Annotated in this window: 14 protein-coding genes and 2 pseudogenes; 6 read left to right on the forward strand and 10 right to left on the reverse strand. The window is 64.8% G+C overall.

Features of this window, described 5'->3' with window-relative positions; all coding sequences use genetic code 11:
* Window positions 1-57: 57 nt before the first annotated feature.
* A complete protein-coding gene (locus tag FDW81_RS04710; RefSeq protein ID WP_138133017.1) occupies window positions 58-2,094 on the reverse strand; it encodes a matrixin family metalloprotease in 2,037 nt (678 codons plus the stop codon).
* Window positions 2,087-2,473: a hypothetical protein gene (locus FDW81_RS04715; RefSeq protein WP_138133018.1), complete on the reverse strand. Its 387-nt coding sequence runs from the start codon at window positions 2,471-2,473 to the stop codon at window positions 2,087-2,089. Before FDW81_RS04715 ends, FDW81_RS04710 begins: the two co-directional genes overlap by 8 nt.
* 207 nt (window positions 2,474-2,680) lie before the next feature.
* Here FDW81_RS04715 and FDW81_RS04720 point away from each other — a divergent pair, with 207 nt between their 5' ends.
* Together FDW81_RS04720 and FDW81_RS04725 are read left to right on the forward strand one after the other, a co-directional pair.
* Window positions 2,681-3,496, forward strand: coding sequence for an MBL fold metallo-hydrolase (locus FDW81_RS04720; RefSeq protein ID WP_138133019.1), 816 nt, complete (start codon window positions 2,681-2,683; stop codon window positions 3,494-3,496).
* 124 nt (window positions 3,497-3,620) lie between these two features.
* Entirely contained in the window at window positions 3,621-4,547 is a 927-nt protein-coding gene (locus FDW81_RS04725; protein ID WP_138133020.1) for a lipid kinase, read from the forward strand.
* Window positions 4,548-4,582: 35 nt separating this feature from the next.
* On the opposite strand, the gene FDW81_RS18345 is transcribed toward FDW81_RS04725, so the two are convergent.
* Both FDW81_RS18345 and FDW81_RS18350 read right to left on the reverse strand, forming a co-directional pair.
* Window positions 4,583-4,750 (reverse strand): hypothetical protein, encoded by a 168-nt coding sequence (locus FDW81_RS18345; protein WP_240719988.1) that lies wholly within the window; start codon window positions 4,748-4,750, stop codon window positions 4,583-4,585.
* A 310-nt stretch (window positions 4,751-5,060) separates the two neighbouring features.
* Window positions 5,061-5,171 (reverse strand): annotated as a pseudogene (locus tag FDW81_RS18350) (beta-mannanase); the annotation flags it as partial.
* Between the two features lie 22 nt (window positions 5,172-5,193).
* Here FDW81_RS18350 and FDW81_RS18590 point away from each other — a divergent pair.
* Window positions 5,194-5,325 carry a hypothetical protein gene (locus FDW81_RS18590; RefSeq protein ID WP_255467082.1) on the forward strand — a complete coding sequence of 44 codons (132 nt, stop codon included), beginning with the start codon at window positions 5,194-5,196 and terminating at the stop codon, window positions 5,323-5,325.
* Window positions 5,326-5,830: 505 nt separating this feature from the next.
* Here FDW81_RS18590 and FDW81_RS04735 read toward each other — a convergent pair.
* The 3 genes and pseudogenes from FDW81_RS04735 to FDW81_RS18355 all read right to left on the reverse strand — a co-directional run.
* Window positions 5,831-6,100, reverse strand: coding sequence for a hypothetical protein (locus tag FDW81_RS04735; RefSeq protein ID WP_138133021.1), 270 nt, complete (start codon window positions 6,098-6,100; stop codon window positions 5,831-5,833).
* Window positions 6,101-6,507: 407 nt separating this feature from the next.
* Window positions 6,508-7,404 carry a bifunctional diguanylate cyclase/phosphodiesterase gene (locus FDW81_RS04740; protein WP_138133022.1) on the reverse strand — a complete coding sequence of 299 codons (897 nt, stop codon included), beginning with the start codon at window positions 7,402-7,404 and terminating at the stop codon, window positions 6,508-6,510.
* A gap of 97 nt (window positions 7,405-7,501) precedes the next feature.
* Window positions 7,502-7,750, reverse strand: a pseudogene (locus tag FDW81_RS18355) (GGDEF domain-containing protein); the annotation flags it as partial.
* Between FDW81_RS18355 and FDW81_RS18360 the strand changes: the two are divergent.
* Entirely contained in the window at window positions 7,653-7,889 is a 237-nt protein-coding gene (locus FDW81_RS18360) for a hypothetical protein (protein WP_240719950.1), read from the forward strand. The pseudogene FDW81_RS18355 and the gene FDW81_RS18360 sit on opposite strands and share 98 nt — an antisense overlap.
* A 462-nt stretch (window positions 7,890-8,351) precedes the next feature.
* On the opposite strand, the gene FDW81_RS04750 is transcribed toward FDW81_RS18360, so the two are convergent.
* Entirely contained in the window at window positions 8,352-9,224 is an 873-nt protein-coding gene (locus FDW81_RS04750) for a F510_1955 family glycosylhydrolase (RefSeq protein WP_138133023.1), read from the reverse strand.
* Window positions 9,225-9,296: 72 nt separating this feature from the next.
* Window positions 9,297-9,482, reverse strand: coding sequence for a hypothetical protein (locus FDW81_RS04755; RefSeq protein ID WP_138133024.1), 186 nt, complete (start codon window positions 9,480-9,482; stop codon window positions 9,297-9,299).
* 332 nt (window positions 9,483-9,814) lie between these two features.
* On the opposite strand from FDW81_RS04755, the gene FDW81_RS04760 reads away from it, so the two are divergent.
* Entirely contained in the window at window positions 9,815-12,616 is a 2,802-nt protein-coding gene (locus FDW81_RS04760) for a S8 family peptidase (protein ID WP_240719952.1), read from the forward strand.
* A gap of 139 nt (window positions 12,617-12,755) precedes the next feature.
* Here the strand turns inward: FDW81_RS04760 and FDW81_RS04765 are convergent, their stop codons facing one another.
* On the reverse strand, window positions 12,756-15,059 hold the full coding sequence (locus tag FDW81_RS04765) for a hypothetical protein (RefSeq protein ID WP_138133025.1): 2,304 nt from the start codon (window positions 15,057-15,059) through the stop codon (window positions 12,756-12,758).
* A 703-nt stretch (window positions 15,060-15,762) separates the two neighbouring features.
* Here FDW81_RS04765 and FDW81_RS04770 point away from each other — a divergent pair.
* Window positions 15,763-16,668: a metallophosphoesterase gene (locus tag FDW81_RS04770; protein WP_240719954.1), complete on the forward strand. Its 906-nt coding sequence runs from the start codon at window positions 15,763-15,765 to the stop codon at window positions 16,666-16,668.
* Window positions 16,669-16,675 lie beyond the last annotated feature (7 nt).

Raw genomic sequence — 16,675 nt, forward strand, 5'->3', positions numbered from 1 at the left:
GTACGACGGCGGATGTGTGCCGCCGTCGTACACCTCCCCAAGTGCAGGCTCCGTTGGTCAGACGGTGGCGTGCGTGCCGTTAGCCGGCATCAGCCCGGCAACCTGCTCCTTGGGCGAGTCCTCCATTGCTGCCCCGGACATTCCCTGCGCGGCAGGCTGCGGCTGCCCGCCTGCTGCAGCGGCGTCATCCATTGCACCGGACGGCATCTCCGCCGTCTGCGGGACGGCGCCGTCCGCGGACATCTCCCCGCCGGCGTCCCCGCCCATGACTGCAGCGCCGGCCATGCCGGTGGACTCTTCCGTGAGGAAGGGCCTGTTTTGCCATCTGTGCCACATGGCGTTGTCCGTACCGCGGACGAAGGCCTCCAGGCGGCCGTCGGCGTTGGTGCCGACGGTGATGTTGGAGGTGAGGATGCCGCCCAGGGAGTGCCAGCCGGACCATCCGCTGTTCGGTGCCGTCTGCCACATGTGCCAGAGGGCGTTGTCGGTGCCCCGGACGAAGGCCTCCAAGCGCCCGCTCGCGTTCCTGCCCGCCGCGATGTCGGAGGTGAGGATGCCGCCTAGGGAGTGCCAGCCGGACCAACCGCTGTTCGGTGCCGTCTGCCACTTGTGCCAGAGGGCGTTGTCGGTGCCCCGGACGAAGGCCTCCAGGCGGCCGTCGGCGTTGGTACCGATGGTGGTGTTGGAGGTGAGGATGCCGCCCAGGGACTCCCAGCCGGACCAGTTGCCGTTCGGCGCCGTTTGCCACTTGTGCCACAGCGCGTTGTCCGTTCCCCTGGCGAAAACCTCCAGCCGCCCGTCCTTGTTCTTCCCTGTCGCGATCTCGGAGGTGATCACCCCGCCCAGCGAATGCCACCCTGCCCAGTTGCCGCTCGGTGAGGTCTGCCATCGGTGCCACACCGCCCCGTCCGTGCCCCGGGCGAACACCTCAAGGCGGCCGTCGGCGTTGCGCCCGGTGGCCGGGGGACCGGTGATCACGCCGCCCAGGGAGTTCCAGCCGGACCAGTTGCCGTTGGGTGCTGTTTGCCACTTGTGCCAGAGGGCGTTGTCCGTACCGCGGACGAAGATCTCCAGCCGGCCGTCCAGGTTGCTGGCCACGCCGATTTCGGAGGTGATCACCCCGCCCAGGGAGTTCCAGCCGGACCAGTCACCGCTGGGTGTGGTCTGCCACCGGCGCCACACCGCACCATCGGTGCCGCGGGCAAAGGCCTCCATCCGGCCGTCCTTGTTGTTGCCGACGCAAATGTCCGATGTGATGACGCCGCCCAGGGAGTTCCAGCCGGACCAGGCGTCCGGGGCGGCGGGATAGAGGGCCCGGAAACCGTCGATGTCGTCCTGGGTGAGGGCGCGTTTGGTGAAGTTGGACGACACCGTGGGTGCCATCACGGCATTCGCCACGCTGGAGTGGGCAAGGCCCACGATGTGGCCGAACTCGTGCAGGGCCACGGTCTCGATGTCGAAGGCGCTCGGCGCGGCGCCTACGCTCCACACGTGTTCGCTGTCATCGAAGTGCACCGGCTTGGGCAGTGTGTTAGTGACCACGCTGCAGCCGGGAGGGAAATCCGCGTGGGCCAGCACCCCGCCCACCATGGAGTGGTCGGGGTCCGCTGCCGGCCGCCAGCCGATGCGGATGTCCGGGCTGGAGCCGACCGCAACCTCCGTGAAGGTCAGTCCGCCCAGGTTCTGCCACGTCTTGATGGCACGCCTGATGGCATCCAGTTCGGCGGTGCCGGCCACGTCGTCGGTCCCGGCGTCGAAGGCGTAGGTCAGGGTCCGGTCAGCCCAGGCGCACGCAGTGGAGAACGCGATGTCCCCGCGCATGTCCGGCAGCCCGCAGCGCGGCCGCATCATCGCTTCCCGGGTGGCGTCGTCAAAGACACCGGTAACCGGCAGGTGGAAGAACTCCTGGAAGTTCCGCAGGGCTCCCTCCGTGGGATTATCCAGGACACCTGCTTCCCTTGGGGTGGACGGCCCCAGATAGCCGAACCGCTCCAGATAACTTTGCACCTTGCTGAAGCCCGGGCTGCTTTCGCCCGGGGCGGTGTTGTGGACCGCGGCGAGATACGGTGCCGCACTGTACTGCTCTTCAGTCATTGCTGTGTCCTTGATCTGTTCGGATGCTTCGCAGGATCTGCAGGGAGACGTCGCGGTCCTCATCTGCGGACCCATGGACGACGGCGGTGGCGCGGCCCGGGATGGTGACGGCAACAGTGCGGAGGCCCTTCTCCTCGAACAGGATGAAGTTCGCGGTATCGCCGCCGCCCAGGGCCTCGCGCCACTGCTCAAAGCCGGGCTTGTTCTGGTAGCGGGTGAGAGGGTCGGCGAAGGGGCTGGCCTCGACGGTCACGCGCATGCCGGCACCCTCGAGGACGGCGGCGCTGCCCTCAATGCCGTGCTCGCCTGAGGGTGCAAGCTGTTCCGGGACATCCAACTCCAGGCCCCCAACCCGGAACGGATTCCACCGATGCCCCATGACACCCTCCTTATCTATGGGGGAGTACAGGAAAGAGTTGATCAGACAGGCGTTACTGCGCCGTTACTGCCCGGCCGCTCCCCGACCCTGCATGCCGGCCAGAGAGCCCTCCTGGGGGCGTGGCCGCAGGCCCTACCCACGCGCCGCTGGGTAGAATCGAAGCCTGGACGAACGAACACTGCTTTACGGCGAAGGTGCGGAGAAACAATGTCGGAATGGCTCGAAGTCGGCGCGGACAATTATCTGCTGGTCACCGAAGGGTCGCTGCTGAACACCGGACTGATCGTGGGATCTGAGCGGGCCATGGTGATCGATACCGGCTGCGGGCCGCGGCAGGGCAGGGAGATCCTGGACGCGGTGCGCGAAAAGACGCAACTGCCGCTCGTCGTCGTCAACACCCACGCCCACTACGACCACTTCTTCGGCAACGCTCTGTTCGCGGACGCCGGCGTCACCGAGTTCTGGGCGCACCAGAACTGCGCCGCCGAAATCAGTGAACGCGGTGACCTCCAGCGCCGCTTCGTAGGGACGCTGGAACCGGAGATGTCCGCCGGCGAAGGCGAGAACGTGGAGCTCGTGGTGCCCAACGCGATCGTGAAGGACCAGCCGGTGCTGGTGGACCTGGGCGGGCTGACCGCCACCCTGTTCTACCTGGGCCGCGGCCACACGGACGGCGACCTGCTGGTGGGCACGTCCACCACCCTCTATGTGGGTGACCTCCTGGAGCAGGGCGCCCACCCGTCCTTCGAGGACTCGTTCCCGGAGGAGTGGGCGGACGCGCTCCGGCACATCTCGGCGCTGCGGCACCGCTACGAGTTCCTGATTCCAGGGCACGGGAAGCCATGCAGCGACCAGTTCGTCAAGACCATGGCTCACACCATGACCACCGCGGTCCGCCAAGCCCGCCAGTCCATCCGGGACACCCCGAACGACGCCACCAAGGCCATCCCCGTCCTGCCCTACGGGCCGGAACAGTCGCGGTGGTTTATCAAGCGGCTGCAGGAGACGCGGCGGGAGCACTAAGCGTACGTACTGAAGCGTACGACGGCGGTCGCGTGCCGGCGTCGTACGCCTTGTCTTTCCCAGGGCGGGCCTTCCGCCTGGTGACTCAGGGATTTCCCAGCCCGCCCAGCCTAGGATGTTCCCCATGAAGTCTGCCCGAGAGGCAAAGTCCGCCGCCGTGGTGATCAATGCCGGGGCACGCCGGGGAGCGGCGGCGCCGGCTGTGGACACGCTGCAAAGGGCCGGCCTGTCCGTATCTTCCGTGCACCAGGTGCTGTCCGGCACGGAGCTGGCCGGCACCCTGGACCGGGTGATAGCCGACGGACACGACCTGGTGGTTGTGGGCGGCGGTGACGGAACGGTGTCCTTCGCCGCCGGCCGGCTGGCCGGGACCGGGACCGTGCTGGGCGTCCTTCCACTGGGAACGGCCAACGATCTTGCCCGCACGCTGGAGATACCAAGCGATCTTTCCGGCGCCTGCGCTACCCTCGCGGACGGCAAGGTGGTGGACATCGACCTTGGGCGGGCGAACGGCCAGCCGTTCCTCAACGTCGCGTCCGTTGGCCTGTCGGTCGGGGTGACCGAGACCCTCAGCCCCCGCCTGAAGCGGTACCTCGGGCCGCTGGCCTACGGAGTCGCCGCCGTGCGCGCCTATGCCCGGCACAAGCCGTTCAAGGCACGCCTCGAGTTCCCCGACGGGGACCACGAAACACTGGAGCTCGAGGACATGCTGCAGGTGGCCGTGGGCAACGGCCGGCATTACGGCGGCGGCAACGCGGTCTCGCCGACTGCCGGGATCGACGACCACACCCTGGACATTTACGCCATCCCCGGTGCGCCGCTGCGGGAGCACGTGAGGATCGCACGGATGCTCAGGGACGGGAGCTTTGTGGAGCGCCGCGGGGTGTACCACCTGACCTGCCAGCGTGTCCGGCTGGTCACCGAGCCGCCCATGCCGGTGAACCTCGACGGCGAGATCGCCACCGCCACGCCCGCCGATTTCACCATCGACCGGAACGCCGTGCACGTTGTGGTGCCGCACAGCAGCAACAGTGCGTCATTTGACGGATAGTGCGGTTGCAGCCCTGCGACGCCTTTCGCCAAAAGTCAACGGGGGATGCGGCGTCCCCTGAACCGGGTCAGGAGCAGCAGCAGCAGGGCCACAATCAACAGCACCGGGGCCACGCCCAGAAGGAACCCCAGCGTTTCGACGGCCAGACCCAGGATAAAGAGGACGACGGCGACAACGGCAATCGCGATTATCAACGCTCTCATCAGCTTCCGCCTCACGCTCGCAGTAATGTGCCCAAGCGTACGCCTGCTTACCGTGCCGCACCCAGTACTTTCCCTGCGGAAGGCAGCACTTACGACGGCGGCCGCATACCGCCGTCGTACTAACCCTCCCATGCCATGTGCTGGCTACCTCCGGGCAGCCAGTGCCTGCCTGAAGGCATCCGCTGAAGCTGCACTGCTTGCTGTTGATCCGCCAGCTTTCCCGGGGCGAGGGCGCTGAGCTGGACGCCGAATTGCCCCAGTTGTAGCCGTCGAGGGCCACGGCGTCCACGTAGGCGGCGCCCGGATACAGGCCGGTGAGCGGGACGCTTCCCCAGTAGGGGAGGTTCGGGTTCCACATCCAGGTCACGTTCGTGGCACCCGCCGCAGTGACGACGCTGTGCACATGACGCCAGGCCGCCACGTAGTCGCCGGCGCTGTTGCCGTTGACCTGCTCCGACCACGGGTACCAGTTCCCGTTCGCAGGCGGCGCCGTTGGGGTGGGTTCAGTGGTGGGTGCGGGCGAGGGTGCCGGCGCGGGTGCGGATTCCTCCTCTGTGGTGGAGGGGGAGCTGTAGGTAGCGGTGAAAGGTGCTGACGCGCTCGCGGTTGCTGCCGTAACGGTGCCGGAGGTCTTCTTCGGGAAGCCCGTTTCGGTGATCTTCACTGATGTTCCTGCCGGATCGCTGTCCGGACTGAGCGTGATGACGGGGGCAGCCGCCTGGGCCGTCACCGCGGTGAGGGGCAGCGCCCACGCCAGCAGCAGGACCGAACACAGCAGATATCGGAGCAGTCTCACAGGACCTCCGTTTGTGTGCCGCGTCCTGGGGACAGGCGACGGCAGCCGAGCGCAGCAAAGGAGGAGACCGGCTGATAACCCCCACGTGTTGAGTGTGGAGGGTGGGGAATGCAGGGTCCGCTTGCCGGTGCCGGCTACTTGACACCGCCAAGCGCTGAGACCCTCGGTTTCCCGGGTCAAGGCTTGGTACTGCTGGCCCAGTTCCAGCCGCCCCCATGCGACAGGCCTTTCAACTACTGTGGACTGCCAACCTCAAGAGCCCCGGCCCTTGGCGCAGGAAAACCTCAAGACTTGCTCAAGAGCTCGTCCAGGGGTTCATCCGGTTCCAGTGCCCGCAGCAGCGGTGGGACCGAGGCGGAGGTGTGACTGCGCAGCATCACTGTAGGGCTGGCGTAGCGGGAGTACCTTTGGTCCCGCGTGACGTCCGATTTGTTGAAGCCCAGGCGGTCATAGTTGTCCTCGACCGCCACGAGGGCATTGTGGCGGACGACCCGTGACGGCAGACTCCATCGGCGGGAGAGGCGGTCCATGATGCCGTAAAGCAGTGTGTGCATGGCATGCGGGCCCCAGATCCGGATCAGAAAGGTCCCGGGTGGTCAGGGCAGCATGAAGCTCATCGGGATGAAGATAGGCGGGCATTGTTGGTCCTTGTGTTCGCTTTGAGCGGTGAGTTCCTCCCCCGAAGGTGGAGTGTACGACGGCGGCCGTGCGCCGCCGTCGTACGCTCACGTCCGCTGCCTGCGCGCCCCGGGAGCCAGTAGTGGCGCCTTGAAGGACAAGTAGGCACTACGCGGGCGCCGGCACGCAAGGCTGCGTAGAGTCGGCGCATGGCAAATGTAATTGAGCGGAAGCACGGGCGAAGAAGAGGGCCAGGGCCGGCCAAAGGAGGCAGCCGGCAACTCGCCGTCCTCGGTGTGGTCCTGGTGGTTGTTCTGGCGGTCGCTGCGTTTGCGCTGACACGCTAAGCTGGCCCCTGCCCGCCGTCGCTGGGTGCTGCCCAGGCGTTATCGAGATCGGCCGGCGGCAGCGGACGCGCGATGAGGTAGCCCTGGGCAGTGTCACATCCCAGGTCCTTTAGGACTGCCAGCTGGCTTTCCCGTTCCACCCCTTCGGCCGTGGTCTTGAGGCCCAGGGCCTTGGCAGAGGCCATGGCGGCTGCAAGCAGAACTGCCGAGGTGGGGTCAGTGTCAATGGTGTCGACCAATGACTTGTCCAGCTTCAGCCCGGTGAGGGGAAGCTCCCGCAGCAGTGACAGGGACGAGTAGGCCGTGCCGTAATCGTCCAGGTCCACCCCAATGCCGGCATCCATGAGCGCGCGCAGCTGCGCCGCGGCGGACGCGAGATCGCTGATGGCGGCGCTTTCGGTGATCTCGATACTCAGCAAGGATGGCGGCAGGCTGTGCCGTTGCAGGCACGCATGGATATCCCTGACCAGGCTCCCGGCTGCCAGCTGCAGGGGCGAAATATTGACGGAAACTGCGCGGGCCGTGCCCACGTCCGCCCAGCGTCGTGCCTGCGCGCAGGCCTCGTCGATGACCCACAGGCCAAGCGCATGAATCATGCCGGTGTGTTCGGCAACGTGGATGAACTCGTCCGGGGAAACGCGGCCCGCTTCCGGGTCTTCCCAGCGGAGCAGCGCCTCGACGGCGGGGCACCATCCGGTGCGGATGTCCATCAGCGGCTGGTAGTGGAGGCTGAAGCCTGCACTCTCGAGGGCCTGCGGCAGGCGACGCCGGATGAGGGCCTGCCGGGCGAAACGGCTGGCAGGCAGGGACGGATCGATCCGCCCCAGCCTCCTCTTGCCTTCGTGTTTGGCCTGCAGCATCGCCGCGTCGGCCTGGCGGGAGCAGGTCTTCAAGGTGTGTCCCCGGGTCCTGCCCGTCCACGCCGATGTCGCTGGCCAAGGCCAGGCCCAGGGTTGCGGTCACGCGGAGAGCGTGCCCGTCATGCGTGAAGGGCTCGGCCAGGGCATCGAGGATCCGGTCCGCTAAGGTGATGGCCCCGGCTTCGTCGACGTCGGCAAGCAGCACTGCGAATTCGTCGCCGCCGAGGCGGGCCACCCTGTCCGCCGGTCTGGTACATTGCTGCAGCCTGCCAGCGAACGCGGTGAGCACGCTGTCTCCGGCCCTATGCCCGAAGGTGCCCTCGAAAATCTGTGATACCGGAACGACCCTGGGGGCTGCTGATACCGGGACCACGAGCACATCCTGGTACCTGGTCTCCTCAGGCCGCTCCAGCAGCGCGGAGGCGGCTGCCCGGAGATCCAGCGACGGCGGCAACATGAAGGTGGTGGCCGGCACCAGCGCCTCCGCCGTCAGGCGGGCGGACAGCGCCCGCCCGTAGCCCAGCCGCCCCGTCATCCGGTGGTCGAGCTGGTCCCTGGTCAACAGCGAGAGAGTTCCCCTGACCTCGACCACGACGGCCCGGAGACCGGGGTCATTCCTGAACAGCGCTTCAATATCCGCTGTGGACGTGCTGCCGGGCAGGACCATCGCCTCAACGCCGAGATCACCCAGTGCAGGTGTGGACGGCTTCACAGCGCGGGCGGGGCGTAGGTGGTGGGGGCACACGTTCTGCGTATCAGGCAAAAGCGAACGGAACCTGAACAGCATGCCAAAACATCTTTACTGGCCCGGGCAAGGGTATTAAAGTGTGGTCTTGTCATAGTCCGGATGGGCGCCGGGGGGCGTCCGGAAAGGGGGAGCGCATCACCAGTGACCGTTACCGCATGACAATTGACCATTACGTTGAAAGCCCCTCCTAGGAGGGGCTTTCCCTTTGCCTCTTCCGCCCTCTACTTAAGCGTCAGGCCGCTTCAGTGGGCCGGAAGGTCATCCCGCCGTCCGTTGAGACCACCACACCGTCCGCGGTGGCGGCCCATACCCACGGGCGGCCGTCTTCGCCCTTGATGGAGGCGATGGCCATGACCTCTGCGTCGATGCGCCCTTTCGGCGTCCACGTTTCCCCAGCATCTGCGGAGTAGTGGACAGTGCCGTCCGGTTCGACGCCCACAGCCTCTGCAGGGTGGGCAAAGGCAGCGAATTGAATCACTGGGCCGTTGCTCAGCGGCTTCCACGTGGCGCCGGCGTCCGTGGAGCGGTGGATCCCGTCCGGGGTGGTCGCAAGGACGGTGTCGCTGTCCGGGTGCCCGGCGAGGACTGCCGGGGCAAAGCCTGCCGTGGCGGTTTCCCACGTCATGCCGTCAGTGCTGGTCCTCAGTGTTCCGTCGAATCCCACGATTCCGGACCTGGTAGTGGCCAGTGCGTGAAAGTCCGATTCGCCCTGCCTCGAGAGCTGTTCCCAGGTTTTGCCGCCGTCCGAGGATTTGAGCAGGCCCAGGGGGTTGGGCAGGTCCGAGCCGGGACCAGGGTGGCCGGAGGCGTAGAAGACACCGTCGGACGGGCCAGGGGTGAATCCCATCAGGTCCAGGGTTTCACCGATTTTTGTGGCTGGCGCGGTGGTCACGTCGAACAGGCCCTCGTGGGTGGCCAGGAGTACCTGGCTGGTTTCGCCGCTGACGGTGATTCCGTGGACGTGGGAGCTGGGCATCATGCTTTCAGCGGTGGTTTCCGGGGCTGGGCCCGCCGGGGCAGTGCAGCCTGCAAGAGCGAAAAGGGCGGCCGCCGCAGCGGACAGCACTACGGAATTCTTGGTTCTGCCGGCGCGTGCGAGAGGCATCTGTAACTCCAGGTAGGGGGCTACGAGGCATCCCCGTCTGTACCCTTGCGGGTACCTTGCCCGATTAGGCCACTACTGGATCAGGTAGTGGCGTTCCTCAGCCTTTGACGCCTTGGCAGGCTTCGGGAAAATAGACTGGCCCAGTGCCTTCAGGCCAATCGCGGGCAGCAGGGCAAGGGCCACTGTGACGGAGAGCGTAGTCCAGCCCAGGTTCTCGAGCGGGCCAAGGGTGCTCCCCTGGGGAGAAGTAGTTTTCAAGACGAACCTTATGTGAGACCGATGGGAGAAGGATGCCGCCGGTGTGCCGGACAGAACCCTCCCAGGTGTCGGTCCGTCGGCAGATACCCGTCCTAGGTTACGTCACCCGCGCATAGCCTGGGAAACGGTTAAGGCGCCGGTCTTTGGCTTGGCGTTTTTGTTGCTGGCCCCATAGTTGCCGCAGCTTTCTCCAAGTTTTGGGCAAATTTGGCGCTGTGCCGCTCGTCCGCTTCCTGCTTGTGGCTAGAATCGGTGCGGGGGTCAGTTCGGTGATTCCCGGCTGCCCGCGCCAGCCCTGATTGCCTGGCGCCTGTCCCTGAGGATGCCCGCCAATGACCCACCGCTTCCGTCCCTTCGCTGCCGTCGCCGTTGCATTTGCTGCTGTTCTGGCAACCTCAGGCATGGCGGCACTGCCCGCGCAAGCCGAGGACGACCTCCAAAACCTTCGAACAAGCCCGCCCCGGGCACCTCTTGCCGCTGCGTCCGCCGCTACGGACCAATTCATCGTGCGCGCCAAGGGGAGTCCGGGCATCGCGTCTGAGGCTGCGGCAACTTCAGAGGCTGCCCGGGAGGCAGCGGGCAAGCTGGGCGTCTCTGCCCGGAACATTAAAGTCACCGCCGGTGGGGCGCAGGTAGTGAAAACCAGCCGTGTCCTTCCGGCCGCCGAAGCCGACGCCTTTGTCGCCGCTCTGCGTTCTGCCCCGAACGTGGCCTATGCCGAGCCGGACATCATCATGCGCCCGGCCGCGGTTGCTCCCAACGATCCCGGATATCCCTCCCAGTGGAACCTCTGGGAGGAAGCCGCAGGTATACGCGCCCCCGGCGCCTGGGATCTCAACCGCGGTACAGGGGCAGTGGTGGCGGTGGTTGACACCGGAATAACCGCCCACTCTGACCTGAACCCGCGGATCCTGCCCGGTTACGACATGATCTCCGACGCCGACACAGCCAGAGACGGCAACGGACGCGACGCAAATCCGCAGGATGAAGGGGACTGGGTCACCACCGACCTGTGCGGGATCGGCGGCGAGGACGCCATTTCCTCCTGGCACGGAACACACGTGGCAGGGACGATTGCCGCCGTCGGCAATAACGCTGACGGCATCACGGGAGTGGCCCCCGAAGCCAAAATACTTCCTGTACGGGCCATCGGTGCATGCGGCGGATACGCATCAGACGTGGCTGATTCCATCATCTGGGCTGCCGGCGGACAGGTAGCAGGCCTCCCGGTGAACCCCAATCGTGCCGGTGTCATCAACCTCAGCGTCGGCGGTGACGGTCCCTGCTCCGTAACCGAACAGAACGCCATCAATTTCGCCCACAATGCCGGCGCGACCCTGGTGGCCGCCGCCGGGAACTCCGGCCTTGACGCTGCCGACACCAGCCCCGCCAACTGCCAGAACGTCATTACGGTGGCCGCTGCCGGACGTGACGGCGCCCGCGCACCTTACTCAAACCATGGTGCGGTCGTGGACATAACGGCACCCGGCGGAAATATGGACAACACGGCCGAAGGGCACGCAAGGGGCATCGTCTCCACCTCCAACTGGGGTAACACAGTCCCGGAGGGCGAGGCATACGAATTCCTGCACGGGACTTCCATGGCGGCGCCTCACGTGGCAGGCGTTGCAGCATTGCTGATATCAGAGGTCGGCAGCACCTACACGCCGGACATGGTGGAGAAGCGGCTCAAGGCCACTGCCAGACCGCTGCCCATCGCATGTCCTGAGGGCTGCGGGGCAGGACTGGTTGATGCGGCCAAAGCACTTGCCCTGTCCGGCTCCGACCTGCCTGCCAACACCGTGATACCGGCCGCGGTGACGTTTTCGGACAAGGATGGCGCCGCCCAGGACACTTTCACCGTCCCCTCCTCCCGTGGAGTGGAGTACCTCGTGGGAGGAACTGTGGTCCAGGCCGGAGTGCACCCGGGCTCCGGTGGTGTGACAGTTTCTGCCCGTGCCCTTCCGGGTTATGTACTGATGGCAGGGACGACGTCCCAGTGGTCACACACCTTCGCCACCACGTCCCCGCCTGTTGCGGGTTCATTCATTCCGGTGACGCCCTTCCGCGCCATGGACACGCGCAGCGGTTCTAAGGTGGCGCCGGACTCCAACGTCTCCTTCCAAGTGGCCGGACGCGGCGGGATCCCGGCGAAGGTCTCCGCCGTGGTGTTCAACCTCACCGCGGTAGAGGCCCAATCCTATGGCTTTGTTACCGCCTATGCTTCAGGTTCAGAGCGTCCCGGTGCGTCCAACTTGAATTACGGCGGGGGCCAGACGGTTGCCAACTCAGTCACGGTGCCGGTGGGGCCAGATGGGAAGGTGACGCTGTATAACAGGTCATCCGGAACCACTCACCTTATTGCCGACGTCTCCGGGTACTACCTTGCGGGAACTCCGACGGCGGCCGGCGCCTTCCAGCCCATCGCCCCTACGCGTTTCCTGGACACCAGAAGCAGTTCCGCCGTCGGACGTGACGGGACCATGGCGCTTCAGGTCGCCGGCGCGCACGGTGTCCCGGCGACCGTTTCGGCCGTTGTGCTGAACCTGACGGTGGCGGAGGCGCAGTCCTACGGCTTCATCACCGCATATCCGTCGGGAGCCAGCCGGCCGAACGCCTCCAACATCAACTTCGGAAAGGGGCAGGTCATCCCCAACTCGGTGACAGTCCCCGTGGGAGCTGACGGCAAGGTCATGCTCTACAACCGATCCGACGGCGCAACGCATCTGGTAGCGGATGTATTCGGCTACTACCTGCCCGGCACGCCCACCGCAGGGGGAACCTTCCAGTCCATGGTGCCAACCCGCTTTGTGGACACACGGCATGGCTACCCGGCCGAACCAGACAATGTTGTCGCCTTCCAAGCGATCGGGGAGCACGGGATTCCCGCTGGCGCAACAGCTGCCGTTTTCAATTTGACCGTGGCCGAAGCCAAATCCTACGGCTTCATCACGGCCTACCCCACAGGGGCAACCCGTCCCAACGTATCCAGCCTCAACTTCACCGCCGGGCAGGTCATACCTAACTCCGTGACGGTGCCTATCGGCGCTTGGGGCAAAGTCAGCCTCTTCAACCGGTCATCGTCGCCAACGCACCTGGTGGTCGATGTAGCCGGATACTTCCTTCCGGGATAGCCGGCTACGAGTAATAGCCGGCAGCGAGGGCCGAGCTTAAGAGTGGCCGGAAGTGAAAGGCCTCCGCCGGGCGGGACATGGAGTCCCGCCCGGCGGAGGCCTTATCTAGTTATTTGTCCCTTCAGCGTGCCTCGCCTCCCTAGCCTCCGATGAAGTAACCGTGAATGTCGCTGATCAGCTGCGCAGTCCCTGTGGAGGTGTTCAACAAGGTGACTTTGCCCTCGCCTCCAATAGGGACCGTGACCGAGTTCGCCACGTTTTGCCCCGCAAGGTAATTGACGCTGGACGTGTCCGGGGGTGTGGCTCCTGCGGGGTAGGCCCGGACGTGTCCGAAGCTCTTGGCCTCGGTAACCGTGAGGTTGAAGACAACAGCCGAGGCGTTAGCCGGAATCCCCCCCACACCTGCCGTCTGGAAGGAGACCGTGCCGCCGTTGGCTCCCACCGGAGTGCTTTCGCGGGTGTCCAGGTACCGGGACGGAACCTTTGCCACGAAGGCGCCCTTCGCCGTCGGCGTCCCCCCGATGTAGTAGCCGCTGACATCGCTGATCAGCTCAGCGGTTCCCGAGGAAGTGTTCAACAGGGTCACCTTGCCTTCGGCTCCAATAGGGACCGTGACTGAGTTCGCCAGGTTGCGCCCTGCCAGGTAGTTGATGTTGGACGTGTTCGGGGGGGTGGCTCCTGCAGGGTAGGCCCGGACGTGTCCGAAACTCTTTGGATCCGCCACTGTCAGATTGAAGACAACAGCCGAGGCGTTAGCCGGAATCCCCCCCACACCTGCCGCCTGGAAGGAAACAGTGCCGCCGTTGGCTCCTACCGGGGTGGTTTGTCGGGTGTCCAGCAGCCGGGACGGAACCATGGGAACAAAGGCGCCGGCCACAGTTGGGGGACCGCCTACGTAGTAGCCGCTCACGTCCGCGACCAGGTGCGCGCCGTCGCTGGAAGTGTTGAGAAGCGTTACCTTGCCCTCTTTTCCAATCGGAACCGTGACCGAGTTAGCCACGTTTTGGCCTCCGATGTAGTTGACGCTGGACGTATCAGGCGGAGTGGCTCCCGCAGGGTATGCCCGGACGTGTCCGAAGCTCTTGGCCTCGGTAACCGTGAGGTTGAAGACAACAGCCGAGGCGTTAGCAGGAATCCCGTCGCTGCCTGCAACCTGGAAGGAGACGCTGCCGTTGGGACCCACCGGTCCAGACGACTGGCGCGTGTCGAGGAAACGCTTGGGGTTCACCGGCACGAAGGTGCCTGGCTGGGATGCCTGGTTATCCCCTTCGATCCCCAAGTCGGCGAACCAGTAGCGCTTGTCCGTGTCGTCGCTGGCCAGGACCACCACGCCGCTTTCACTGGTGACAGGCTGCTTGGTGGTGGTGGCGTTGTTGATGCTGGGCGTGGCGTCCTGAATGACCGGGGTGCCCCGGCCGGCCGCGAAAACAGGATTGTCCATAGACGCCGTCTTGTGATAAATCGCGCCTGATACTCCGCTGTAGGGGCAGCCCGTCACGGTTGTTGCAGGACCCGTCTGGAAGGCGTGGATCTTGTTGTTCTCCGGATCCAGCACAATCTGCGGACGGGTGTGGCAGTCTCCGATAGTGGAGATGGTGAACTTGTCGAACGCTCCCGTCCCCGGCTTGAACACCAGCAGCTGAAGCTGCGGATCGGACTTTCTTGCGGTGGAGTTCATGTCGAAGCTCGTTTTGACCGCTGCGAATACCCGGCCGCTGCTGTCAGCCTGCAGTGACTTGATGTTCAAGTGGTCATCAGCCTGGTTCGGTCCGCGCACAGCTGACTGGACTTTCCACGAGCCGGTGGATTCGCCGTCATTGCGGGTGGCCCACCAGACAGAACCCGTCGTATGGTCAGACCACATGACGCCGATTTTGTTTTTGCCAAAGGCCACAATGGACGAGATGTCATCCGGAGCGGCAGCGGCGCTTTCTCCGGAAAGACTTGCAGGGGTGCCCCAAGAGGTTCCGCCGGGGGCGGAGCTGTTCACCATCACGGCGTTGGTGTAACCCCCGGTGGCAAGACCCGACACCTGGGTCCAGGTGGCCCAGATGGCCCCGGTGCTGTCCTTATCGATGGTCATCGACTCGCTGCTGTTGCGGGTAATCTCCGTCGGGAAGCCGCTAACGGGGGTGTACTTTCCGTTCGAATAGCTGTACTTGTACAGCCTGGCCGGGGAGTCGGGGCGGGAAGCTTTAGGCCCGTCTTCGGTGGAAACGGTAACCACGTGGGAGGCGATGTAGAGGTGGGTACCGTCCCAGAGGGTATCCGCCAGTGTGTTGGCGCGGCTGTCGATCTGAACTCCTGTGTCCACCCACTGCTTGCTGGAACGGTCCAGCTTGTGGATACGCCAGCCGCTTGCAGTCCACATGTCAGCCCACCAGGAGCCGTCGTTCCACCACAGCTTGCTTTGCGGCTTGTCCTCAGTGGGGGGATTTCCCACACCGGTGTAACTGATACTGGAGGTGCCGTACGTGGGTGCCGGTGGTGGTGGCGGTGGTGGCGGAACCGTTGCGCTGGCAGGGCCCCCCATTGCTGTTCCGAGCCCGGCGAGGACAAGGACTGTTGCCAGTCCTCGACTCAGGGCTCTTTGTATCGATTGCTTCACGATTCTCCTTAAACGGTCCGCCCCAGCGCTGTCGCGTCCAGGTCCCTGAGGAAGCTGGTGCCCCCGCAGATCATTAACCTCTTGGGCAACAAAAGCCGCACCAGTACCCATTACTCACATTTGCGAGGTAGAGCACTGATCCGGTTGCTTCCGGTACTCATGCGCGGACGTGCAGGGCCGTTTGCAGCGCTCCTGCGCAGCAGAAGCTCCAGCCCCGGTTTGTCCACATGCTTGAAGAATAGGGAGTAAGTTCCCGAAAGTAAGACAAAATTGTCGAAGTCTGTGGAAGCCCGCAGACATCCACCAAGTCCCCCTATGGCAGCCCGTCAGTCCAGCCTTTTCCTTCCCGCGACCGCAATAATGGCCATATCATGTGCTTTCAGCTGCTGTGGTGGGAGTGGCGGAGCCCGAAGCGCCCCAGTCCCACCGAAATGGGGGTTCCATACCGATGTCGAGAAAAGTGTTTGCTGCTGTCCTCGCGGCCGCGGTTTCTTTCGGGCTGGCCGGCTGTGACTCCAGCCCTCCGCCCGAAAGATCTGTGAGTTTCACGGCTGCCGGTGATACCAGCCTGGGTGAAGGCGCGGAAGCAGTACTGGACAAGGTGAAGGAACTGGATCCGGATTTCAACGTCCACGTAGGGGATATGACGTACGAGAAGGGCGCGGAAAAGGCCTTCTGCGACATGGTTACCGGAAAGCTTGGGGCGGACTTTCCGTATCAGCTGGTGGCCGGAAACCACGAGAGCAACGGCCTCGACGGTGATATCGATAAATTCGTCGAGTGCCTGCCGAACAAGATGCCGGGACTCCAGGGGGAGTATGGCAGGCAGTGGTATGTGGACGTCCCGCAGGACCAGCCCCTGATGCGGCTGATCATGGTGTCACCGGGCTTGGAGTTTGAGGACGGCGAGCTTGATTACTCCAGGGGCAGCAAGCGGTGGCAGTGGACTGAGTCTGCCATCGATGATGCGCGGGAGGCCAACATTCCCTGGACGGTGGTGGGCATGCACACGCCGTGCTTCAGCCTGGGACGGTACGACTGTGAGGCGGGGCAGGCCTTCACGAACCTCATGATCGACAAGAATGTTGATCTTGTGGTGCACGGCCATGAGCATATCTACCAGCGGACACATCAGCTTGGCCATGGCCAGGAGTGTCCGTCCATGTCCGTGGACACCGTCACGCCGGAGTGCGTGGTAGACAGTGATACTTCCCTGGAAAGCGGCAAGGGAACGGTCTTCGTCACGGTCGGGCTGGGCGGCAGGGATATCCGGGATGTCAACAGCAGGGACCCCGAAAGGCCCTATTTCGCCGCCTGGTCCGGGGCCAACAAAAGTCCTTCCCTGGGAACCTTGGCGGTCAAGGTGACGAGTAACCGGATGGAGGTGAAGTTTGAGCCCGCAGAGGGACACAGCTTCACTGACTCTTTCAGCATCAGCAAATAGCCGGCTT

The organism is Pseudarthrobacter sp. NamB4 (assembly GCF_005796185.1).
Taxonomy (GTDB): Bacteria; Actinomycetota; Actinomycetes; order Actinomycetales; family Micrococcaceae; genus Arthrobacter.

Bases quoted from the DNA above. Each gene is read 5' to 3' on its own strand.
- FDW81_RS04710 (WP_138133017.1), bottom strand. From the start codon at position 2,094: ATGACTGAAGAGCAGTACAGTGCGGCACCGTATCTCGCCGCGGTCCAC.
- FDW81_RS04715 (WP_138133018.1), bottom strand. From the start codon at position 2,473: ATGGGGCATCGGTGGAATCCGTTCCGGGTTGGGGGCCTGGAGTTGGAT.
- FDW81_RS04720 (WP_138133019.1), top strand. From the start codon at position 2,681: ATGTCGGAATGGCTCGAAGTCGGCGCGGACAATTATCTGCTGGTCACC.
- FDW81_RS04725 (WP_138133020.1), top strand. From the start codon at position 3,621: ATGAAGTCTGCCCGAGAGGCAAAGTCCGCCGCCGTGGTGATCAATGCC.
- FDW81_RS18345 (WP_240719988.1), bottom strand. From the start codon at position 4,750: ATGAGAGCGTTGATAATCGCGATTGCCGTTGTCGCCGTCGTCCTCTTT.
- FDW81_RS04735 (WP_138133021.1), bottom strand. From the start codon at position 6,100: ATGCACACACTGCTTTACGGCATCATGGACCGCCTCTCCCGCCGATGG.
- FDW81_RS04750 (WP_138133023.1), bottom strand. From the start codon at position 9,224: ATGCCTCTCGCACGCGCCGGCAGAACCAAGAATTCCGTAGTGCTGTCC.
- FDW81_RS04760 (WP_240719952.1), top strand. From the start codon at position 9,815: ATGACCCACCGCTTCCGTCCCTTCGCTGCCGTCGCCGTTGCATTTGCT.